This is a genomic window from Thiohalobacter thiocyanaticus (genome assembly GCF_002356355.1).
Lineage (GTDB): Bacteria > Pseudomonadota > Gammaproteobacteria > Thiohalobacterales > Thiohalobacteraceae > Thiohalobacter > Thiohalobacter thiocyanaticus_A.
In genome coordinates this window covers 1,455,532-1,470,842 of record NZ_AP018052.1, presented here as the reverse complement: position 1 = coordinate 1,470,842, position 15,311 = coordinate 1,455,532, and the positions used below count along the sequence as shown (strand labels likewise).

Here is a 15,311-nt window from a genome sequence, read left to right as displayed (position 1 = left end):
ATGCCATGTCCAGCCAAAAGGGCAACACCTACCTCATCGTCGACCTGGAGGCCACCTGCACCGATGCAGGGGAATTCCCGCGACATGAGATGGAAATCATCGAGATCGGCGCCGTCGCGGTCGAGGGCAAGGCCCTGGCGCAGGTCGGTGAGTTCGAGGCGTTCGTGCGCCCGGTGCGCAATCCGCTCCTGACCGAGTTCTGCACCCGGCTGACCAGCATCACCCAGGCAGAGGTCGAGGCAGCGGATCCATTTCCCGTGGTCAATGACCGCTTCCGGGCCTGGGTGGGCGGATTCGCCAGCCCGGTGTTCTGTAGCTGGGGCAATTATGATCGCAACCAGTTCCTCCAGGACTGCGCGCACCATCGGGTGCCCTACCCGTTTCCGACGGATTATCACATCAATATCAAAGCCCGGTTCGCCAAGCGCCAGGGCATCGGTAAATCGGTCGGGATGAAGAAGGCACTCCAGCTCGCGGGCCTGCCGCTGGAAGGCACTCATCACCGGGGCATCGACGATGCGCGGAACATGGTCAGACTGATGCCATACATCTTCGGCCAGGCCCGGTTGGGGAGGCAGAAATCATGACGCTGCATCCCCTGCCCCAATTTCTGGACATCGAGGCCAGCTCACTCGGGCGGGATTCCTACCCGATCGAGATCGCCTGGTCGTACCCGAATGGCGAGGTCGAGGCGCACCTGATCGACCCGTATCACATCCTCGACTGGACCGATTGGGACCCGGCCGCGCAGGCCGTCCACGGCCTGTCCCGGCGCTATCTGAGTGAACACGGCGCGGACCCGAAACTGGTGGCCGGACGGATCCAGGCGGTGCTGGCCGGGCAGCCGGTGTACTCCGATGCCCCTGATTATGACCAGGGCTGGCTGGAGACGCTGTTCGGCGATGCCCTGGGTGTACGCAGTCCGGTCCGCCTGCACCCGATCTGGGTACTGTGGCCTGATGCGCGCGGCGGGCGGCTGCATGAACTTTATGACGCCGCCTGGGCCGATGTGGCGGGTCAGCCTCACCGGGCCGGGACCGATGTCCGGCATCGGTTGGCCTGGTACCGGCGGGCGCAGGCGGAGTTCGCATGAGCGCCAAAATCCCTACCACTGGCGTCGCCGAGTACATCACCGACCTGGCGCGCCAGCACAGTGTCCGCTACGTGCGTACAGCGGGTGACGCGATGGCGGATGTCATCACGCGATTGTCTGATGACGAGGTGATAATGGACGATGTGGAATTGCTGTTGCTGGCGTTGGAGCGAGCCGGCGTTATCGCCAGCAAGGATGTTGTGCCGCTGCACGTCAATTATCTACGAGAGAAGTTCTGCCGGGACGAGTTCGGAGGCTCCCGGTGAGCCTGCCCTGCTTCCTGGATTTCGAGGCCAGCTCCCTGAATCCGGGTTCCTACCCCATTCAGGTCGCCTGGTCGCTGCCGGACAGCCGCATCGAGTGCTGGCTCATCTCGCCAGCCGGAATCGAAGAATGGGATGACTGGGATTCGAATGCACAAGCCATCCACCTGATCCCCCGGGATCAGCTGTACACCCATGGCAGGCCGCCGCACGAGGTCGCGGCGCGGATGAACGCCCAGCTCGGCGGCCGGATCCTCTATGCCGACTCGGGCCTGGACCGAATGTGGTGTCAGACGCTGTTTGAGGTGGCAGAACTGAGCCCGGTATTCGCAATCGGAGACTACTGGCGCCTGATTCACGGCCTCATGCCCGCCTCGGTAACCCGTCGCCTTGGCTGGGATGTGCAATGGCGGGAAGCGGCCTGGCAACGCGTCGCCGGCAGGCGGCACGATGCCGGCAACGATGTCCGGCAGATGATCGAGTTATACCGAATGGCGCTCACGCGCCATGGAGGATCGCAGTGAAATTGACAGATGAGATGTTTTTCGAGCGCTTTCCGGCATTCTTCCGAAACAGGGAGGAAATCACCAACCCCAGACTGGTCCATGGGGAGCTGGCGATCGATATGGGGTGGCGACCTATTGTCTGGGCCCTGCTCGAAACGCTTGAAGCCGATTCAGCGGATATGGGGCTTGACCCTGCAAGCCCGGAGTATCCGGCTGTCGCGCAGATCAAGCAGAAATTCGGCGGTCTGCGCGTGTATCTGAGCAGGCTTCCGAAGGGTTTCTACTTTTACATCCAGCATGCAGAGATGTGCAGCTTCCGCACCTGCGAGAAATGCGGCAAACCTGCGCGCCCGGGCTGGCTCAATGGCACCGTGCTGACACTATGCCTCTCATGTCGTAAGGATGAGCGCGAGGCATGGGGCGACGGTGAGTGGACCGAAGCCGGCCACCTGAATCTGTATCCTGAGTAGACCGGACATGAAAATCCAATACGCCTCGGACCTGCACCTGGAATTTGGCGGCCGCAAGGGCGAGTTGCTGCTCGCCAGGACCGACGCCGATGTCATCATCCTGGCTGGCGATATCAGCACAGGCGTCCAGGGCATCCTCTGGGCCGGCGAGCTCGCCCGGGAGCGTGGCGTGCCGGTGATCTACGTCCCCGGCAACCATGAATTCTATGGCCGGGTGCATGAGTACGCCCTCAAAGAGATGCGTGACGCCGCCAAGGAACAGGGCGTCCATCTGCTGGATTGCGATGAGCTGATCCTCGACGGGGCTCGCTATCTCGGTGCGACCCTGTGGACCGATTACCGGGCCGACCCCGAGATCCGCCAGGGCCTCGCGATGCAGGAATGCGAAGACATGATGAATGACCACCGGCGGATCCGGACCCGGATCGGGAATCGGTACCGGAAATTCCTGCCCAAAGACGCCGCGGACCTGCATATCCGGGCCCGCGAGTGGCTGGCAGAGAAGCTCGCCGAACCCCATCCGGGTAACACCGTGGTGATCACCCATCATGGCCCGGCCCCGGCCTGCCAGTGCCCGGAATACCCGGTGGATGCACTGTCCGGCGCCTATTGGTCGGATCTCACAGACCTGTTCAACCCGCAGGCCGCGCAGCTCTGGATCTATGGCCATACCCACGGGAATGTCGATACCTGGGTCAACGGAGTGCGGCTGGTGTCGAATCAGCCGGGGTATCCGGGGGAGACGCCGTCAGGTAAATATAATCCGGGCAGGATGGTAGCTCTATGAGATCGGGAGTGCGCGAAGCCGTGCGAGGCGATCTCGTGCATATTATTGAGCTGTATAGACAGCTGAATCCGCAGGATTCTGTTCTCACAGACGAGACCGCACAAGCTACGTTCGACGAAATAATGGAGAATCACTGGCTACACCTGTTTGTGCTCGAGGACAAGGGCAGAGTCGAGTCAACTTGCTATCTCAGTTGCACGCCGAATCTGACCCGGTCAGCTCGCCCGTTTGGTGTAATCGAGAATGTCGTAACGGATGAGCAGTCTCGAGGACGGGGGTTTGGCAAGCGCGTCGTTAAACATGCGCTCGACGTCGCCTGGGGCCACAGTTGTTACAAGGTAATGCTGTTAACAGGATCTAAGAAAGATACCACACATGACTTCTACCGGTCTTGTGGTCTTTCTGGTAACAAAAAACGCGGCTACGTTATGTATTATGACACAAGTGAAATCCAACGATGAACCGCTGACATTGCTCCAGCCGTATCCCATCGACATCGATGGCGATCTGATCAAGCCCGCCGGGCCTCAGCCCTCAGACGGATAGCGTCAATCAGGATAGAACCAACCATCCAGTTCTGCGCGCGAATAATCCCAGACATCGCTTGCAACGTCATCCCGGATCTCCTGGCGCTCATCAATATACTCGACCTCTCTATCGTCCTCGAACACCCCTCCACCCTCGTCTTCAGTATCATACTCATCATTACCTGAATTGAGAGAACCGAAAAACGAATAATTGACGGTACGCCATTGATTACCGGTAAACACCCCTTCCAGGAACTCGATACTTTCCGGGGATAACCTGACTGATTCACGAACTGCGACAGTCCAGTATTCTACGTTTACGGGATATATCCTGGTGATAATTGAGTTCTGAGCCGCCAATGTCTTGGCGACTGATACCGCCTGCTCTCGAAACCTGGTTACCACGGGATATCCGTTATTCATATCCCACAGAAACTTCCAGGGTTCGTTGTTATCAGTTGGATCATCAGGCTCTGCCGAAGAAACTTCATTACTGGATCCATCGATCCCAAGGTCTTTCAGCAGGAATGCGAATACCTTTTCGATATCCTCTGAATTCCTTGATATCAGGAGCGTTTCGCCCGGCCTGAATCCATTCCCCATATACCAATGTCGCTTTTTTATCCACTCCCTCGAATATTCTGGATCATCAATCATCCCGAGATGTTCCCAGATAATCCACCGGTCATCCTGGGTATGAATCGTAAAATCCGGAAACTTTCGGCTTGTGCGCAGCACACGACGTTTCTTATTGGGGTTCTTCCAGTCTTTCTTGTAAACGTAACCACTGCCTACCCAGGCGCGCTCATATTGATAATCGATCCCCGCATCAAATAGCTTGTTGGCAATAACACGTTCAGCCTCGCTTCGAACAAGCTCGCCACGCTTGTTTTTTAACTTCAACCCCTCATCGAAACCCCAAAGCTCAGGTTCAGTAACGGACTGCTCTGACCGTTCAACAAACGCTTTATGCGCTTCGGCATTATCTGCTGCTTCAATGATCTCACGCCCTGCCTGCACTTCCCTCTCGAAGCAGATCCCGTTTTCAATCATGTAACCTTTTGTGACTAGAGCTTTATGTTGATCTCTTTCGCAACCCTCGTTGATCAGCGAGAGCCCGAGATCCTTGTCGTGGAGATCGGGATATTTTGATAGGTCCGAAAGTATAAACTTGTCTGCATCCTTATCCGGGTAGTAATACTCAAGCATACTTTCAGTGCCTTTGAAGATGCCGCTACCACCGACATGGAAAGGGATCCCCAACAGGGCTTGGCCAAGGAGAGTCTTGGCCAGCGCATCACCATTATCAGCGTGCCGGCGAAGCGCGCTTATCAGTTTTCTGCCGTGAGACTCATGCCGGCTGATTTCTTCCTTGCACGCTTTATCTCTAGCCTCAATCTGCTTTTTCTTATCCAGTTCACCGTAGAAATAAATCGCCAACATCCCCGCAATGAACCCAAAGGGTGGGGCAATTAATGTAAGAGCGGCAACTATAATGATGGAGACAAGTTGATACATGTACCTGGCGCTTCTTCAGTATTTTGCTTATGCCAGAAAACTATTCGCGTTTATGCACTGGAGCTAAATCTTATTCTCCATCCATACCAGGGCATGTCAATGCGTCAATCCTGGCCTGGAGACTATCCTCCGGCCAGCTCACCATCCTCACCGGATCCCGCTTGAAATGCGCAGGCTGACCGTACCAGCCACGCGCATTCCGCGCGGCTGCGATATTTTCACGCCCACAAGCCATCGTGGCTGTCGCGACCCCGACATCGAGATAGTCCCCGATTCCATGCGTCATTTCCATCACATAAGGCGTGACCGCCTCAATATCGCCCCCGGGCGAAAGGAAGCACTTACCCAGGCGGGCAATCAGTGTGACGTCGAGCCGGTAGGCATACAGTGAAGAGCGGAGCTTGCTGTTCGGGTAGTTTAGCCTGGAAGCCCCTCGCTGACACTCTCAAGCACGTCCTCGATCTGTCGGATGCCCTCAGGGGTAGCCAGCCGAAACATTGGCGTCGCCCCTCCCAGCGCCCGATTCGGCTTGTGCAGCCACCGAACCGCCTTCTCCGTCTCAGCCAGCACCTCGCGTGCCCGGTTGGCGAGATTGAGGATGTCATGCAGCTTCCACTCCGCCTGCGAATCGAGTCGGAACGCCTCATCATCCCGGATGCGCGCCTCAATGTTGGTCACTGGCATACTGAGCAGGCTCGCCAGCTCATCCACCGTAAACCGGTAATCCCGCATCAGCACCTCGAGGGGATCGTCGCACACGCCCCCAAATCGATGCTTGACCCGAGTCTTGGCTGCCGTCTCGGGGCTGAACAGGCTCATATTCGCATTCGTTTTCCGGCCCGAGCGGACGGCCTCATGATCGAGCTCCTGGCGCACCCGCTTCATGAGCATGAGCAGGTCCCCGCCCTGGCTACGAAACTCGCGCTGGACTGGAGATCCTCGAGATCCAGTCCGGCAGTTTCTGCGGCCCGACCGGATGACCCGTGGCGGGGGCCTATCGCATACCATTGATTTTCATATGTTAATAAGGTCATCCGAATACCGCCGGCGATGCTCTGATGCCAAAATATCACATATTTGCTATAATTCTCTTCGCACTGACCGATAACCACAGGTAGGGGCGCCGGTGAAAGACTCGTGGGATCAGGATAGTCAGGCGGAATACGAAGCCTGGATCCACTCCAGCGCCACGACCACATCGCATAAGCGCGCCTGCGCCCGGTTGTGGTCGATTCTGAAGCTCGACATTCTCGTCAACGGGCCGGTGGAATTGACGCAGTGCCAGTCGGTTCAGCGGCGGGATGGAAAGACCGTGCAGGTTCACTGCGTGACGCGTACCGCAGTGGCCATGTGTTTCGCGGTATGCGAAGACGAGGTCCACCTGGTCGTAATCGGTCCGTACAATGATTCCCGGCTGTGGAGTGTTGCGAAGCAGCGAGCACAAGCGTGGTGACGGCTATGTCCAAAATCGATTCGGCAATTAACCAGCTCATCCAGGAACCGGAAGCCAAGGAAGCCTTTGATGAACAGGCGGCGATTATTCGCGTGGCTCAGATGGTCAGAGAGTGGCGCAAAGCAGCCCAGATCACACAAACCGAATTGGCGGAACGAGTGCATACCACGCAGACCGCTATCTCGCGACTCGAGTCAAGCGATAATGAAAGCCTGCCGAATCTCGGCACCCTGATCGAGATTGCGCACGCGTGCGACCAGCGGCTTCTCCTGGGCGCGGAAGGTATTAAGCTCGAGTTCGCCGAAGTGGAGAAGAACGAATCGAGCGACCACCATGACGGCAACCTGGTTGCCCTGTAGTGCCGTGCTTTGACTCCAGCGCGATACTAGGTGCGATCCTGTCACTCGTCGGGTCGGTCCTGCTGGTCATTCCGGCATTGAAGGCCAGCGTGTTACTGCGTGACTCGGTGAAATTGTCTCAAACAGCATCCCCCCAAGGCCAAGCCGGTGAACCATCCGGTGGGCAGAAAACCAGTCCTATCGACACTGGCATCCAAATGACAGCCAAAGCGATCGAACGCGATGCCAGGGAATGGACGCCACTCAATCACTGGCTGCTCATCGCGGGCATCGTTTCGGTGGTGGCAGGCGGAACGATTTCGCTGATCGATGCGCTGTGCACGAAGTAGGCGTATTCCCTGACTCTGAACCCACCCCGATGCTGGCGCCCCGCGTTCGCCTAATTCAAATAAACAATAACGGAAAATGTGATGGCTTTCGGATTTATTTATGTGCTGGTTAATGACTCATTACCATACTTAAAAGTCGGCAAAACACAGCGTAGTCCTGAGCAGAGGGCAGCAGAGCTATCCTCTACCGGTGTTCCAACTCCATACAAAGTCGCATATTCCCGTTATGTAGAAAATTGCGATCAGCTTGAGCTTCAGATACACAGGAAACTCAGTTCCAAACGAGTGAGCCACAACCGGGAGTTTTTTACTGAAAGCCTTACAAATGTTGTCGAACTAATAGAGTCTATGGCATCACCACTACAGGAATCTGATGAATTACCGCAAGACTGGAACCCGCTGGACTACATTAAAGATCTTGCATATTCAAGGAAAGAAGAGGAAGAACGATGCATTGACGAAGAAACCCTCTATCGAAATATTGCTTTGAAATACAGAGACAGACTGTTTTCTATTCTCGAACCTGTAAATGGAAGCATAATTTCAGATGGTCTCGAGGTACATTTTGAAGCATACAATGAACATGACGAATTCGGTATATACATTTATTATCGGCTACCAGAATTACCAATCTTCGCTACATTGCATTATATGGATGCTCGCATCAGTTACGAAATGCTTCGATGGAGCGAAGAAGATTGGTTCTGTATACATATCTTCGGTGAATCCAAGTACGAAGATGGAATGATAGGGCTCGATGATGAAAATGACCTACCTGACATAAACGTTATGGCAAAGTCAGTGCTTGATAGATTCGAATGGGCTACTGCATCAGAGGTAGCACAGCGTCGAAATCGATTGATGCCGATACCTGAGTTATTAGAAAAGACCTGGATAAAATATGAGAATGAAAACAACTCTCGCCCTGCACCATCACCCAAGCATGAGCTAATAATAGATTTTCATGAATTATCATGGCCAAGCGAATATGCAAATCAAGCTGCTACTGAGATCGCATCACAATTTAACATACCTGACATAACAGTCCGATCATGGAAGAAAGCTTATTTAGATGAGGATATACCAGAAGAAGTGGTAACCAAATTAAATTCATGGCTGCAAGAGCAGTGGTCTCCCAACCCATAGCTTGCTGGCTTTTCACTAATGAAAAGCGCAGCTATATCGTTCGGGAAGTTTAGCCCGGGAGTCCCTCACTGATTCTCTCCAGCACCGCCTCGATCTGTTGGATGCCCTCACGGGTAGCTAGCCTGGAAAGCGGCGTTTCCCCGTTCAGCGCCAGATTCGGCTTATGCAGCCACCGGGCAGCCTTCTCGGTCTCACCCAGCACCTCGAGTGCGCGGTGAGCGAGATTCCGGATGTCATGCAACTGCCACACCGCCTCGGAATCGATCCCGAATGCCTCATCATCCCGGATGCGCGCCTCAACGGCTGACTTGGAGACATCAAGCAGGCCCGCTACTTCTTCCAGCGTGAACCGGTAATCCCGCATCAGCACCTCGAGGGGATCGTCATCCACGTCTTCAAGTCGATGTTTGATCCGGGTCCGTGCCGCCGTCTCGGGGCTGAATAGGCTCATATCCGCGGCCGTCTTCCGGCCCGAGCGAACGGCTTCATAATCCAGTTCCTGGCGCATCCGTTTCATCAGCATGAGCAAGTCCCCGCCCTGGTCGCGGAATTCGCGCAGGGCCTGGAGATCCTCGAGATCGAGGCCGGCGGCTTCCGCGGCCCGGCCGAGGGCAATCAATTCATCCTGGGAGTGTGAGTCTGTCATTTCGCCTTGCCATGTTTAGTATTTCAAACATTTCACCACCTCACTCCCGGTATGTTTAGAATACTAAACATTTTGCATGTGAGCGCGGATCCAGTCCGCCAGCTCCGGTTCCTCGAGATTGCCGGCAGCCAGGGCCTGGATGACCCGCACCACCTCAGCCTCATCAGCGATCAGCTCCTGGCCGTTCAGCTGGAGGAAGATATCGATGGCGACCAGGGCGGCCCGCTTGTTGCCATCCGGGAGGGGGTGGTTACGGGCCACACCGTAGCCATAGGCCGCGGCCAGTTCCGCCAGGTCCGGCTCACCATAGGCAGCCAGATTGGTGGCGCGCGTCATGGCCGAGTCCAGCTTGGCGTGATCGATCAAGCCACTCGTGCCACCGTATTTCAATAGATCGGTGTGACAGACAGCCAGAGTATTGTCCGGGATCCAGTTCCAGCCGCTCATAACGGCCTACTTCGCCAGCTCACGCAGCGCGTTATCGAACTTCTCGCAGGTCCGGTCGAATGCCCGCATCGCTTCATCGAGCGCATCCTGTTTCGCCTTCAGCGTGGCCGACGGCTCAATCTTGCAGTTCTCGAATAGTTTCGAGTGGGGCACCTCCCTGTCCGGATTTTCGTCGAACCAGCGTGCGAACGCCGCCTGCCGATCGCGCTTAGCTTGATGGTCTGCCTCGGTGATCATCCCCGCGAATGTAGGATGGGCCTCATAATAGTCGTCGACCACCTGCTCGAATGCCTGGCGGAGTGCGTCAATAGTGGCGCCATGAAACGGCCAGATACCAGGAAAGTTTGTGACGTGGCCGTGGTAGCATTGATCTTGTTCATCGAAGTCGATGACGATGATGGCCCTGAAATTCCTGTGTTCCATTTCCATGGTGTCCCCACACTCACCATCCAGATATGCCCGTACATCGTGCAGGTCCTCCATGCGCCCTGTCAGCATCCGCGAGAGCGCGGTCTGCCCCTGAAAGAGGGGTGCATCGTTGGGCTTTTTGACCCACTCGAAGGCCGCACGTCTCGATGGCAGCAGGATGCACAGCGCCTTGTGGATGCCCAGGATGTAACTGATTCGCTTCAGCGTATCCGGTTCGAGCTGGCTGGCCGTATGCTCCGTTCTCCACTCGAAGAAGGTATCCTCGGGAGGGTCTCCGAGCAGTTTCCGCTGCTCCGCACCGCTCAAGCCCCACTGCCCAGTGATGGTGAAGAAGCCCTGGAGCGCGGCGGTCGCGACGCGTTGTGGATCCAGTGTCGATACGTCCATAGTTGTGGTCACATCACTCCATGCTCCAATCGACCGATCAGGTCCAATACCTCCTCGGCACCCGCATCCGTCCTTATATACTCCAGAGGCGTATCACCGCCGAGAGCCCTGGATGGCCGACGCAGCCAACGCCGGGCCATCCTCCTGTCACCTTCAAATAGCTGTATTGCGGCGCGATAGATATAGGCGACTCGGCGCAACCGGTCAGACATGCGCACCTCCTGTGGCACGGCAATTTGGAGTATTGAATATCACGACCTCGACGATTTCAAGACACCGAATTCAATAAGAAATTTCTGATAATGCGCCTTATCAGAAATATTAAACTCTGTTAATTAGAACTCCCGGATTGTATGCAGCGTCGTCTTCAAGTCGTCGACTGGGACGCCTACTTTATCAGCGACCTTCCGAGTCGTATCGGCATCAAAACAATTCAATGACAAAAGTGAGCAGAATTTCCCGGTATGCCCCGACAACTCGATGCGCTTTTCTTCAATATATGCATCGTCATGCCCCTGCTCGATCAGGGCCTCCAGAATGAGTCTCGCGATGTAGTTCATGCCTTTTCTCCTATCCACCTACCCTTCATGCATATTATCTCAATTTCTGAGCCCAAATTCCAATTTTTATATTGTTTTTCAGTATCTTATTGCGTATTATATATAACGTACACCATCGACATATGCGTAATTGATTAATATATATACTCGTCACTTCTGTCATGAATCTCGGATTTTCCCCCTCCAGTAGCGAGACTGGAGGGGGATTAACGTGGTTAAAGCAGCACATTCACTACAGGCTAAGGTGTCAGCTGTACAGGGGCATGCTGGTTCATATTTTCAACAGACCACTCCCGTATAACTGCCGCGTTAGGCACCCATCGGTCAATCGACATCTCAGCGAGGGAGTCCAATGCCATTACCGCAAGCGCAGCTTCTGTCAGCTCTGAATCAAACGCCCGCAATCCATCAAGTGAATATGAATGCGCCTGAGGCGCATAAAGTGCAGTCAACAGTGCTCGTGCTTCCCTTCCACCACCGGTATCGGTATGCCCGACCAGAATGAGCTGTTGCAATGCTGGTATACCCGCCGTACGTATCCGGGTGGCACGCTCAGCGAGAAAGCGGCGTTTTTCTTCAAGTGCTGATTTAATGTCTTTCATGATGATCACCTATGCAGTTTTAGACACACAGAACATGATGAAGGTTTTTCATATGATATAAGACAAGGTCAGAGTGTATGTTTTCCCAATACTAAGATTGGCGGCTGCAACCCGTTAGTATAGCATGGTGGCTCATACCCTCATCACACTTCACCATCCTAAAATAGGAGTACCTCAGCATCTGACCTACCCTATATAATTAAAGCTACCTCTTCATCACATTCCTCATATCCTATTATCTACATCATTCACCACATTGTTACCCTTGACATTGCCCCCAATTGGAAAGGTAAACATCATTCATATACACCAGCGCAAAAATGACCGAATCAGGATTTAATACTAATTAATGCAGTTACTTATAAATATGAGGACGGAAGCCAGTTCAGATGCAGACTATTAAGTGCGAAACCGAAATTCCAAAAATTGGCATGATTCGGAATTATTGCAGAGCGGCTACATGAATCGCCCCGGGTCTGGTAGGCAGGTGGCAACGATATTCTCGCGCTGCGGTTTTCCCTGTGCGTCGGTCTTGACCACTGCAGGCGCTTGTCCGGTTCAGGGCCGAACAGTTCCGTCGCCAACTCCACAATGGCTTACACCTGATCAGTGGCGGTACCTGAGAAACCGGCATCGATCTAGTCTTGCGTATAAGAAATATCCCCCTGTCGAGTTCATAAGGTCGATCCTTTGATCCATGTCCGCGTACATCCGAAGTATTTACACCTGCAGCGAACCGACACGATGGCCTGCAACCGATTTTTCCTCGATTTGACCAGACCCAGTGGCTCACGGGTCCGCGGGTCGAGATTGATCTGGAAGTGCGGGTCCGCTTTCTTACGGGCCGACGCAACGACATCCTGCAGGCGTTTTCCCTATGCAGCGATACTGATCTCGGTCTCTTATTGCACATCACGACGACAGACCCTCTTCAAGTTCAATATGCCATTCCCCGGAGCCGGCCTCGGAGTTTATGAAGGCATGGAATGATGAAAGGTCCAGGTGGAGCGCAGCGCAGGCAGTGTGCGAACAATGCTTTGACCGACCGAAAGGAATGGCTATGCTGTTCACCCGGCCGGCACCGGGGATCCGGGAGCGGCGACAGCCGCAATGCCCTTCACTGATTTTCATTGCGTCGTACCTTTTCGTTTCGTCGTCAGTTTGGGGCTCGGTCTACCCATCCCCGCAGCGCGCTCCCTGGGAAGTGTCGGCGGCAGCCGGGACAGATCAGGCAGCGCTGCGGGGTCCTCGCGCTGAGAGTTAAATCAAATTTTTTGCGCCGTTAGCGGAAAACTTCCGCGTTTAGTTTTCGGGATATGGATTCCGGTCATCACGTTCTGGAATTGCGCCTGGCGGACCGGGTCACGATTCCGAGTAGATTCATCCAGCTTAACTTTCCGGCTGGACCATGACCAGATCACTTTCAGGCCGGATGAGCCTTTCTGTTTTCGGGTCCCATAATGGCGTTGCGTCCGGTCGGTGATATGACCCAGTACCTGGGCAATGGTTTCCTGATCCGTATCCGGATCCGTTTTCATCATCTGCGCCATGGCGTGACGATAGACGTAAGGGGTGACGGTATTACGCATCCGGGGGAATGCATTTTTGCTGAATCGGCTCACCGCCATGCCGAACGCATTGGCGTTAGAGATGTTGACCCGCTTTTCCCCTCCGGCGTCACGCACATGGTCCCGAAGCCAGATGAACTCTGGATGCGCCTCCGGATCTGCCAGGGCGAAAGTGACGGAGCGCACTTTGTGGCCCCTGCCTTCGTCGACCTTCACCCCCTCGATGCGGAAGTAAAGCAGGTCTCCATCGACCAATTTTACCGTGACGCCATTTTTCAATTCCGCCGGCCGGCAACCGCAGCAGGCAATCGCGGCCAGTGGCAGTCGGTATTTTTTCGAGCCGGCCGCCGCTGACCACATCCGGTGACGCCAATCTTTCGGAAGCCTCGGCAGCAATTTCTTCTTCGATCCCCGCTCACCTCCGGTTCGCGGCGGTTCCCGCTTACCGATTTGTTCACGCACGGCGTTGGCGGTCTTGAGCGCGGAGCTTTTTTCACCTTTCGGGAATGCGATCAGGGTGCGCAGGTAGTGGGCGAGCATTTTGGCGGCGTACAGCAGGCCGATCTTGTCCTGCACCTGCCATGCATGCCCCATTTTCTCGAACCACACATTGACGCCCCGCTGCGCATCCCACACCAAGGCGGCGCGCGCGACGCAATATTGCTTGTGGCCGGGATGGTATTTTCCGAGTCGCGGCATATTGGGCACGTCGGACATGCCCATGCGGTAATGCTCGATGTGCCGGACCATACTCTCGTAGCAGCGTACCGTGCTCGGTGACAGCTCACGCGGCTCCTTCTCGACGTATTGGTGCGCGCGCTTGGCGACCATATTCGCATCTTCGATCGTGTTAATGTTGTCCGGATTCAGCAATCGGAATTCTGCATTTTCGGATTTGATGCCGAGGTCGAACTTCGATGCCAATCGGGAAATGTTGCGCGATTGGGTGTCGGATGCCGAATTTGTGTTGATACCGTATTCTGTATTGATGCCCATCTCAGTCGTCCTCGGCCCTGTCATGCCATTTGGATGCAAATGGCCCGTCAGAGCCTCCCGGGGTCGGGCCAATTTTACTCGCGTTCCCGCTCGCAAAATCTGTCCCTCCTCCCATTAATACACGATGTGTATTAATGGTATCGGCGATCTAACCGGGTAGTAAATATTGACAATGGTTTCCCCGGTTAGCTCACACCAGATTCGGCATCTTTTTTAAATTGGGTATCGTTAATGGGTGTTGGCATCGAGCGCAGAATGGTGTTTTCGAGTCTGGAGATCGGCACCGGATCAAGTTCAGCGCCTGGCAAAGTGGCCCGTATTGGCCCACTTCGGGCCCAAAGTGGCCCGTATTGGCCCAGTAAGGTGTTTGATGACGGTGCGCTCTACTAAAGTGGCCCGTATTGGCCCACTTCGGGCCCGAAGTGGGCCAATACGGGCCAGCCAACCGACCGTGCAAACAAAAGCCACGAAGGGCGGCAAGAAGGGGTTGTGTTGTTGACGATCAGAATAGCCAGATTCCGGGATTCGGTATCGGCTCGCTGCGGCTGGCCAGTTTGAGGCCCTTAGAAGGCAGCGAACGATCAGCCAGACGAGATACAACAGCAGGATCAAGTGGCCAAAGGGGTAAACAGTAGGTACACGACAATACCAATCCACGCTTGCTTGTCCGAAAACCCCATTTCTTATCCCAATGGCTTGTTAATTATTTTGCTTGGCGGCGGATCAGATCTAGATCCCGATAGGCTGGTCTCCGCCCCTTCTCCTACTGCGAAAAAAGTGTGTCACGTGGTACATTTTTATTCGATAAGGCATATATTTTTATTTTTTATCAGATAATTACTGCGTAAGCCCGAGGGTCGCCGAAGCGTACCCGGCGCCCTCGGATTTTGGGTCACAGCACGCGCTCGTCCTCAGTCTCGGGCATGTGCTCGCCGCAATACGACCACATGCCACAGGGACCGACACGGCCTGGGGCGCCACATTTCACGCATGTGCGCTCGATGCGCTCTTCAGCGGCTTCGATAATCTGATCGAAAACCGCTTCATCTGACAGGCTGCACCCTTGGTAGTAGATTCTCAATCCGCCGTATTTTTCTTTTACATCAGTGATCTGAGGCCAAGCATCAGTAGGAAGATCCATCCGCTCTGCGGCCTCTTCCATCTGCCGAAATGTGTCCTCGAGAACCTCCGCCTAAGCCGGCGGGCACGCAAAGCCTAACTGCTT

At 54.9% G+C, this 15,311-nt stretch carries 21 protein-coding genes; 11 read left to right on the top strand and 10 right to left on the bottom strand.

The genetic code is table 11. The annotated features are described in order from the left end of the window. Positions 1-5: 5 nt before the first annotated feature. From CFK21_RS06765 to CFK21_RS06735, 7 genes are read left to right on the top strand one after another with little or no spacing between them, the layout of a single operon-like run. The gene (locus CFK21_RS06765) at positions 6-587 is read left to right on the top strand and encodes a 3'-5' exonuclease (RefSeq protein ID WP_096367528.1); all 582 of its coding nucleotides are present in this window, start codon (positions 6-8) and stop codon (positions 585-587) included. Next, on the top strand, positions 584-1,093 hold the full coding sequence (locus tag CFK21_RS06760; RefSeq protein ID WP_096365947.1) for a hypothetical protein: 510 nt from the start codon (positions 584-586) through the stop codon (positions 1,091-1,093). The genes CFK21_RS06765 and CFK21_RS06760 overlap by 4 nt, the downstream gene beginning before the upstream one ends. Further along, entirely contained in the window at positions 1,090-1,359 is a 270-nt protein-coding gene (locus tag CFK21_RS06755) for a hypothetical protein (RefSeq protein WP_096365946.1), read from the top strand. Before CFK21_RS06760 ends, CFK21_RS06755 begins: the two co-directional genes overlap by 4 nt. Then, a complete protein-coding gene (locus CFK21_RS06750) occupies positions 1,356-1,880 on the top strand; it encodes a hypothetical protein (protein ID WP_096365945.1) in 525 nt (174 codons plus the stop codon). Before CFK21_RS06755 ends, CFK21_RS06750 begins: the two co-directional genes overlap by 4 nt. Beyond that, positions 1,877-2,332 carry a hypothetical protein gene (locus tag CFK21_RS06745; RefSeq protein ID WP_096365944.1) on the top strand — a complete coding sequence of 152 codons (456 nt, stop codon included), beginning with the start codon at positions 1,877-1,879 and terminating at the stop codon, positions 2,330-2,332. Before CFK21_RS06750 ends, CFK21_RS06745 begins: the two co-directional genes overlap by 4 nt. Positions 2,333-2,339: 7 nt before the next feature. Beyond that, entirely contained in the window at positions 2,340-3,119 is a 780-nt protein-coding gene (locus CFK21_RS06740; RefSeq protein ID WP_096365943.1) for a metallophosphoesterase, read from the top strand. 8 nt (positions 3,120-3,127) lie between these two features. Further along, positions 3,128-3,580: a GNAT family N-acetyltransferase gene (locus CFK21_RS06735; protein ID WP_197703022.1), complete on the top strand. Its 453-nt coding sequence runs from the start codon at positions 3,128-3,130 to the stop codon at positions 3,578-3,580. Between the two features lie 87 nt (positions 3,581-3,667). Here the strand turns inward: CFK21_RS06735 and CFK21_RS06730 are convergent, their stop codons facing one another. Together CFK21_RS06730 and CFK21_RS06720 are read right to left on the bottom strand one after the other, a co-directional pair. Continuing rightward, positions 3,668-5,164 carry a hypothetical protein gene (locus CFK21_RS06730; protein ID WP_096365941.1) on the bottom strand — a complete coding sequence of 499 codons (1,497 nt, stop codon included), beginning with the start codon at positions 5,162-5,164 and terminating at the stop codon, positions 3,668-3,670. A gap of 417 nt (positions 5,165-5,581) precedes the next feature. After that, the gene (locus CFK21_RS06720) at positions 5,582-6,055 is read right to left on the bottom strand and encodes an MbcA/ParS/Xre antitoxin family protein (protein WP_157745462.1); all 474 of its coding nucleotides are present in this window, start codon (positions 6,053-6,055) and stop codon (positions 5,582-5,584) included. A gap of 235 nt (positions 6,056-6,290) precedes the next feature. Between CFK21_RS06720 and CFK21_RS06715 the strand changes: the two genes are divergently transcribed. From CFK21_RS06715 to CFK21_RS06700, 4 genes are all read left to right on the top strand, one after another. Beyond that, positions 6,291-6,617 (top strand): hypothetical protein, encoded by a 327-nt coding sequence (locus CFK21_RS06715; protein ID WP_096365938.1) that lies wholly within the window; start codon positions 6,291-6,293, stop codon positions 6,615-6,617. A gap of 5 nt (positions 6,618-6,622) precedes the next feature. Further along, on the top strand, positions 6,623-6,976 hold the full coding sequence (locus CFK21_RS06710; RefSeq protein ID WP_096365937.1) for a helix-turn-helix domain-containing protein: 354 nt from the start codon (positions 6,623-6,625) through the stop codon (positions 6,974-6,976). Next, the gene (locus CFK21_RS06705) at positions 6,976-7,305 is read left to right on the top strand and encodes a hypothetical protein (RefSeq protein ID WP_096365936.1); all 330 of its coding nucleotides are present in this window, start codon (positions 6,976-6,978) and stop codon (positions 7,303-7,305) included. Before CFK21_RS06710 ends, CFK21_RS06705 begins: the two co-directional genes overlap by 1 nt. An 81-nt stretch (positions 7,306-7,386) precedes the next feature. Beyond that, positions 7,387-8,451 carry a GIY-YIG nuclease family protein gene (locus tag CFK21_RS06700; protein ID WP_096365935.1) on the top strand — a complete coding sequence of 355 codons (1,065 nt, stop codon included), beginning with the start codon at positions 7,387-7,389 and terminating at the stop codon, positions 8,449-8,451. Between the two features lie 49 nt (positions 8,452-8,500). On the opposite strand, the gene CFK21_RS06695 is transcribed toward CFK21_RS06700, so the two are convergent. The 8 genes from CFK21_RS06695 to CFK21_RS06665 all read right to left on the bottom strand — a co-directional run bounded on the left by CFK21_RS06695 (position 8,501) and on the right by CFK21_RS06665 (position 15,248). Beyond that, positions 8,501-9,097: an MbcA/ParS/Xre antitoxin family protein gene (locus tag CFK21_RS06695; RefSeq protein ID WP_197703021.1), complete on the bottom strand. Its 597-nt coding sequence runs from the start codon at positions 9,095-9,097 to the stop codon at positions 8,501-8,503. Positions 9,098-9,160: 63 nt separating this feature from the next. Next, a complete protein-coding gene (locus CFK21_RS06690; protein ID WP_096365934.1) occupies positions 9,161-9,544 on the bottom strand; it encodes a type II toxin-antitoxin system death-on-curing family toxin in 384 nt (127 codons plus the stop codon). A 6-nt stretch (positions 9,545-9,550) separates the two neighbouring features. After that, on the bottom strand, positions 9,551-10,360 hold the full coding sequence (locus CFK21_RS06685) for an antitoxin Xre/MbcA/ParS toxin-binding domain-containing protein (protein ID WP_096365933.1): 810 nt from the start codon (positions 10,358-10,360) through the stop codon (positions 9,551-9,553). Between the two features lie 8 nt (positions 10,361-10,368). Then, positions 10,369-10,572: an antitoxin Xre/MbcA/ParS toxin-binding domain-containing protein gene (locus CFK21_RS15645; RefSeq protein ID WP_096365932.1), complete on the bottom strand. Its 204-nt coding sequence runs from the start codon at positions 10,570-10,572 to the stop codon at positions 10,369-10,371. Positions 10,573-10,695: 123 nt separating this feature from the next. Next, complete coding sequence (locus tag CFK21_RS06675) at positions 10,696-10,920, bottom strand: hypothetical protein (protein ID WP_096365931.1); 225 nt, start codon at positions 10,918-10,920, stop codon at positions 10,696-10,698. A gap of 239 nt (positions 10,921-11,159) precedes the next feature. Continuing rightward, on the bottom strand, positions 11,160-11,522 hold the full coding sequence (locus CFK21_RS15195; RefSeq protein WP_157745459.1) for a DUF7673 family protein: 363 nt from the start codon (positions 11,520-11,522) through the stop codon (positions 11,160-11,162). Between the two features lie 1,265 nt (positions 11,523-12,787). After that, the gene (locus tag CFK21_RS06670; RefSeq protein ID WP_096365930.1) at positions 12,788-14,086 is read right to left on the bottom strand and encodes a site-specific integrase; all 1,299 of its coding nucleotides are present in this window, start codon (positions 14,084-14,086) and stop codon (positions 12,788-12,790) included. 892 nt (positions 14,087-14,978) lie between these two features. Then, positions 14,979-15,248, bottom strand: coding sequence for a hypothetical protein (locus CFK21_RS06665; RefSeq protein WP_096365929.1), 270 nt, complete (start codon positions 15,246-15,248; stop codon positions 14,979-14,981). Positions 15,249-15,311 lie beyond the last annotated feature (63 nt).

Excerpts from the sequence above, each read along its gene's own strand:
- CFK21_RS06765 (WP_096367528.1), top strand. The coding sequence starts at position 6 with ATGTCCAGCCAAAAGGGCAACACCTACCTCATCGTCGACCTGGAGGCC.
- CFK21_RS06760 (WP_096365947.1), top strand. The coding sequence starts at position 584 with ATGACGCTGCATCCCCTGCCCCAATTTCTGGACATCGAGGCCAGCTCA.
- CFK21_RS06665 (WP_096365929.1), bottom strand. The coding sequence starts at position 15,248 with ATGGAAGAGGCCGCAGAGCGGATGGATCTTCCTACTGATGCTTGGCCT.
- CFK21_RS06755 (WP_096365946.1), top strand. The coding sequence starts at position 1,090 with ATGAGCGCCAAAATCCCTACCACTGGCGTCGCCGAGTACATCACCGAC.
- CFK21_RS06685 (WP_096365933.1), bottom strand. The coding sequence starts at position 10,360 with ATGGACGTATCGACACTGGATCCACAACGCGTCGCGACCGCCGCGCTC.
- CFK21_RS06690 (WP_096365934.1), bottom strand. The coding sequence starts at position 9,544 with ATGAGCGGCTGGAACTGGATCCCGGACAATACTCTGGCTGTCTGTCAC.
- CFK21_RS06670 (WP_096365930.1), bottom strand. The coding sequence starts at position 14,086 with ATGGGCATCAATACAGAATACGGTATCAACACAAATTCGGCATCCGAC.
- CFK21_RS06730 (WP_096365941.1), bottom strand. The coding sequence starts at position 5,164 with ATGTATCAACTTGTCTCCATCATTATAGTTGCCGCTCTTACATTAATT.
- CFK21_RS15195 (WP_157745459.1), bottom strand. The coding sequence starts at position 11,522 with ATGAAAGACATTAAATCAGCACTTGAAGAAAAACGCCGCTTTCTCGCT.
- CFK21_RS06695 (WP_197703021.1), bottom strand. The coding sequence starts at position 9,097 with ATGACAGACTCACACTCCCAGGATGAATTGATTGCCCTCGGCCGGGCC.
- CFK21_RS06740 (WP_096365943.1), top strand. The coding sequence starts at position 2,340 with ATGAAAATCCAATACGCCTCGGACCTGCACCTGGAATTTGGCGGCCGC.
- CFK21_RS06700 (WP_096365935.1), top strand. The coding sequence starts at position 7,387 with ATGGCTTTCGGATTTATTTATGTGCTGGTTAATGACTCATTACCATAC.
- CFK21_RS06710 (WP_096365937.1), top strand. The coding sequence starts at position 6,623 with ATGTCCAAAATCGATTCGGCAATTAACCAGCTCATCCAGGAACCGGAA.
- CFK21_RS06675 (WP_096365931.1), bottom strand. The coding sequence starts at position 10,920 with ATGAACTACATCGCGAGACTCATTCTGGAGGCCCTGATCGAGCAGGGG.
- CFK21_RS06720 (WP_157745462.1), bottom strand. The coding sequence starts at position 6,055 with ATGCTCATGAAGCGGGTGCGCCAGGAGCTCGATCATGAGGCCGTCCGC.
- CFK21_RS15645 (WP_096365932.1), bottom strand. The coding sequence starts at position 10,572 with ATGTCTGACCGGTTGCGCCGAGTCGCCTATATCTATCGCGCCGCAATA.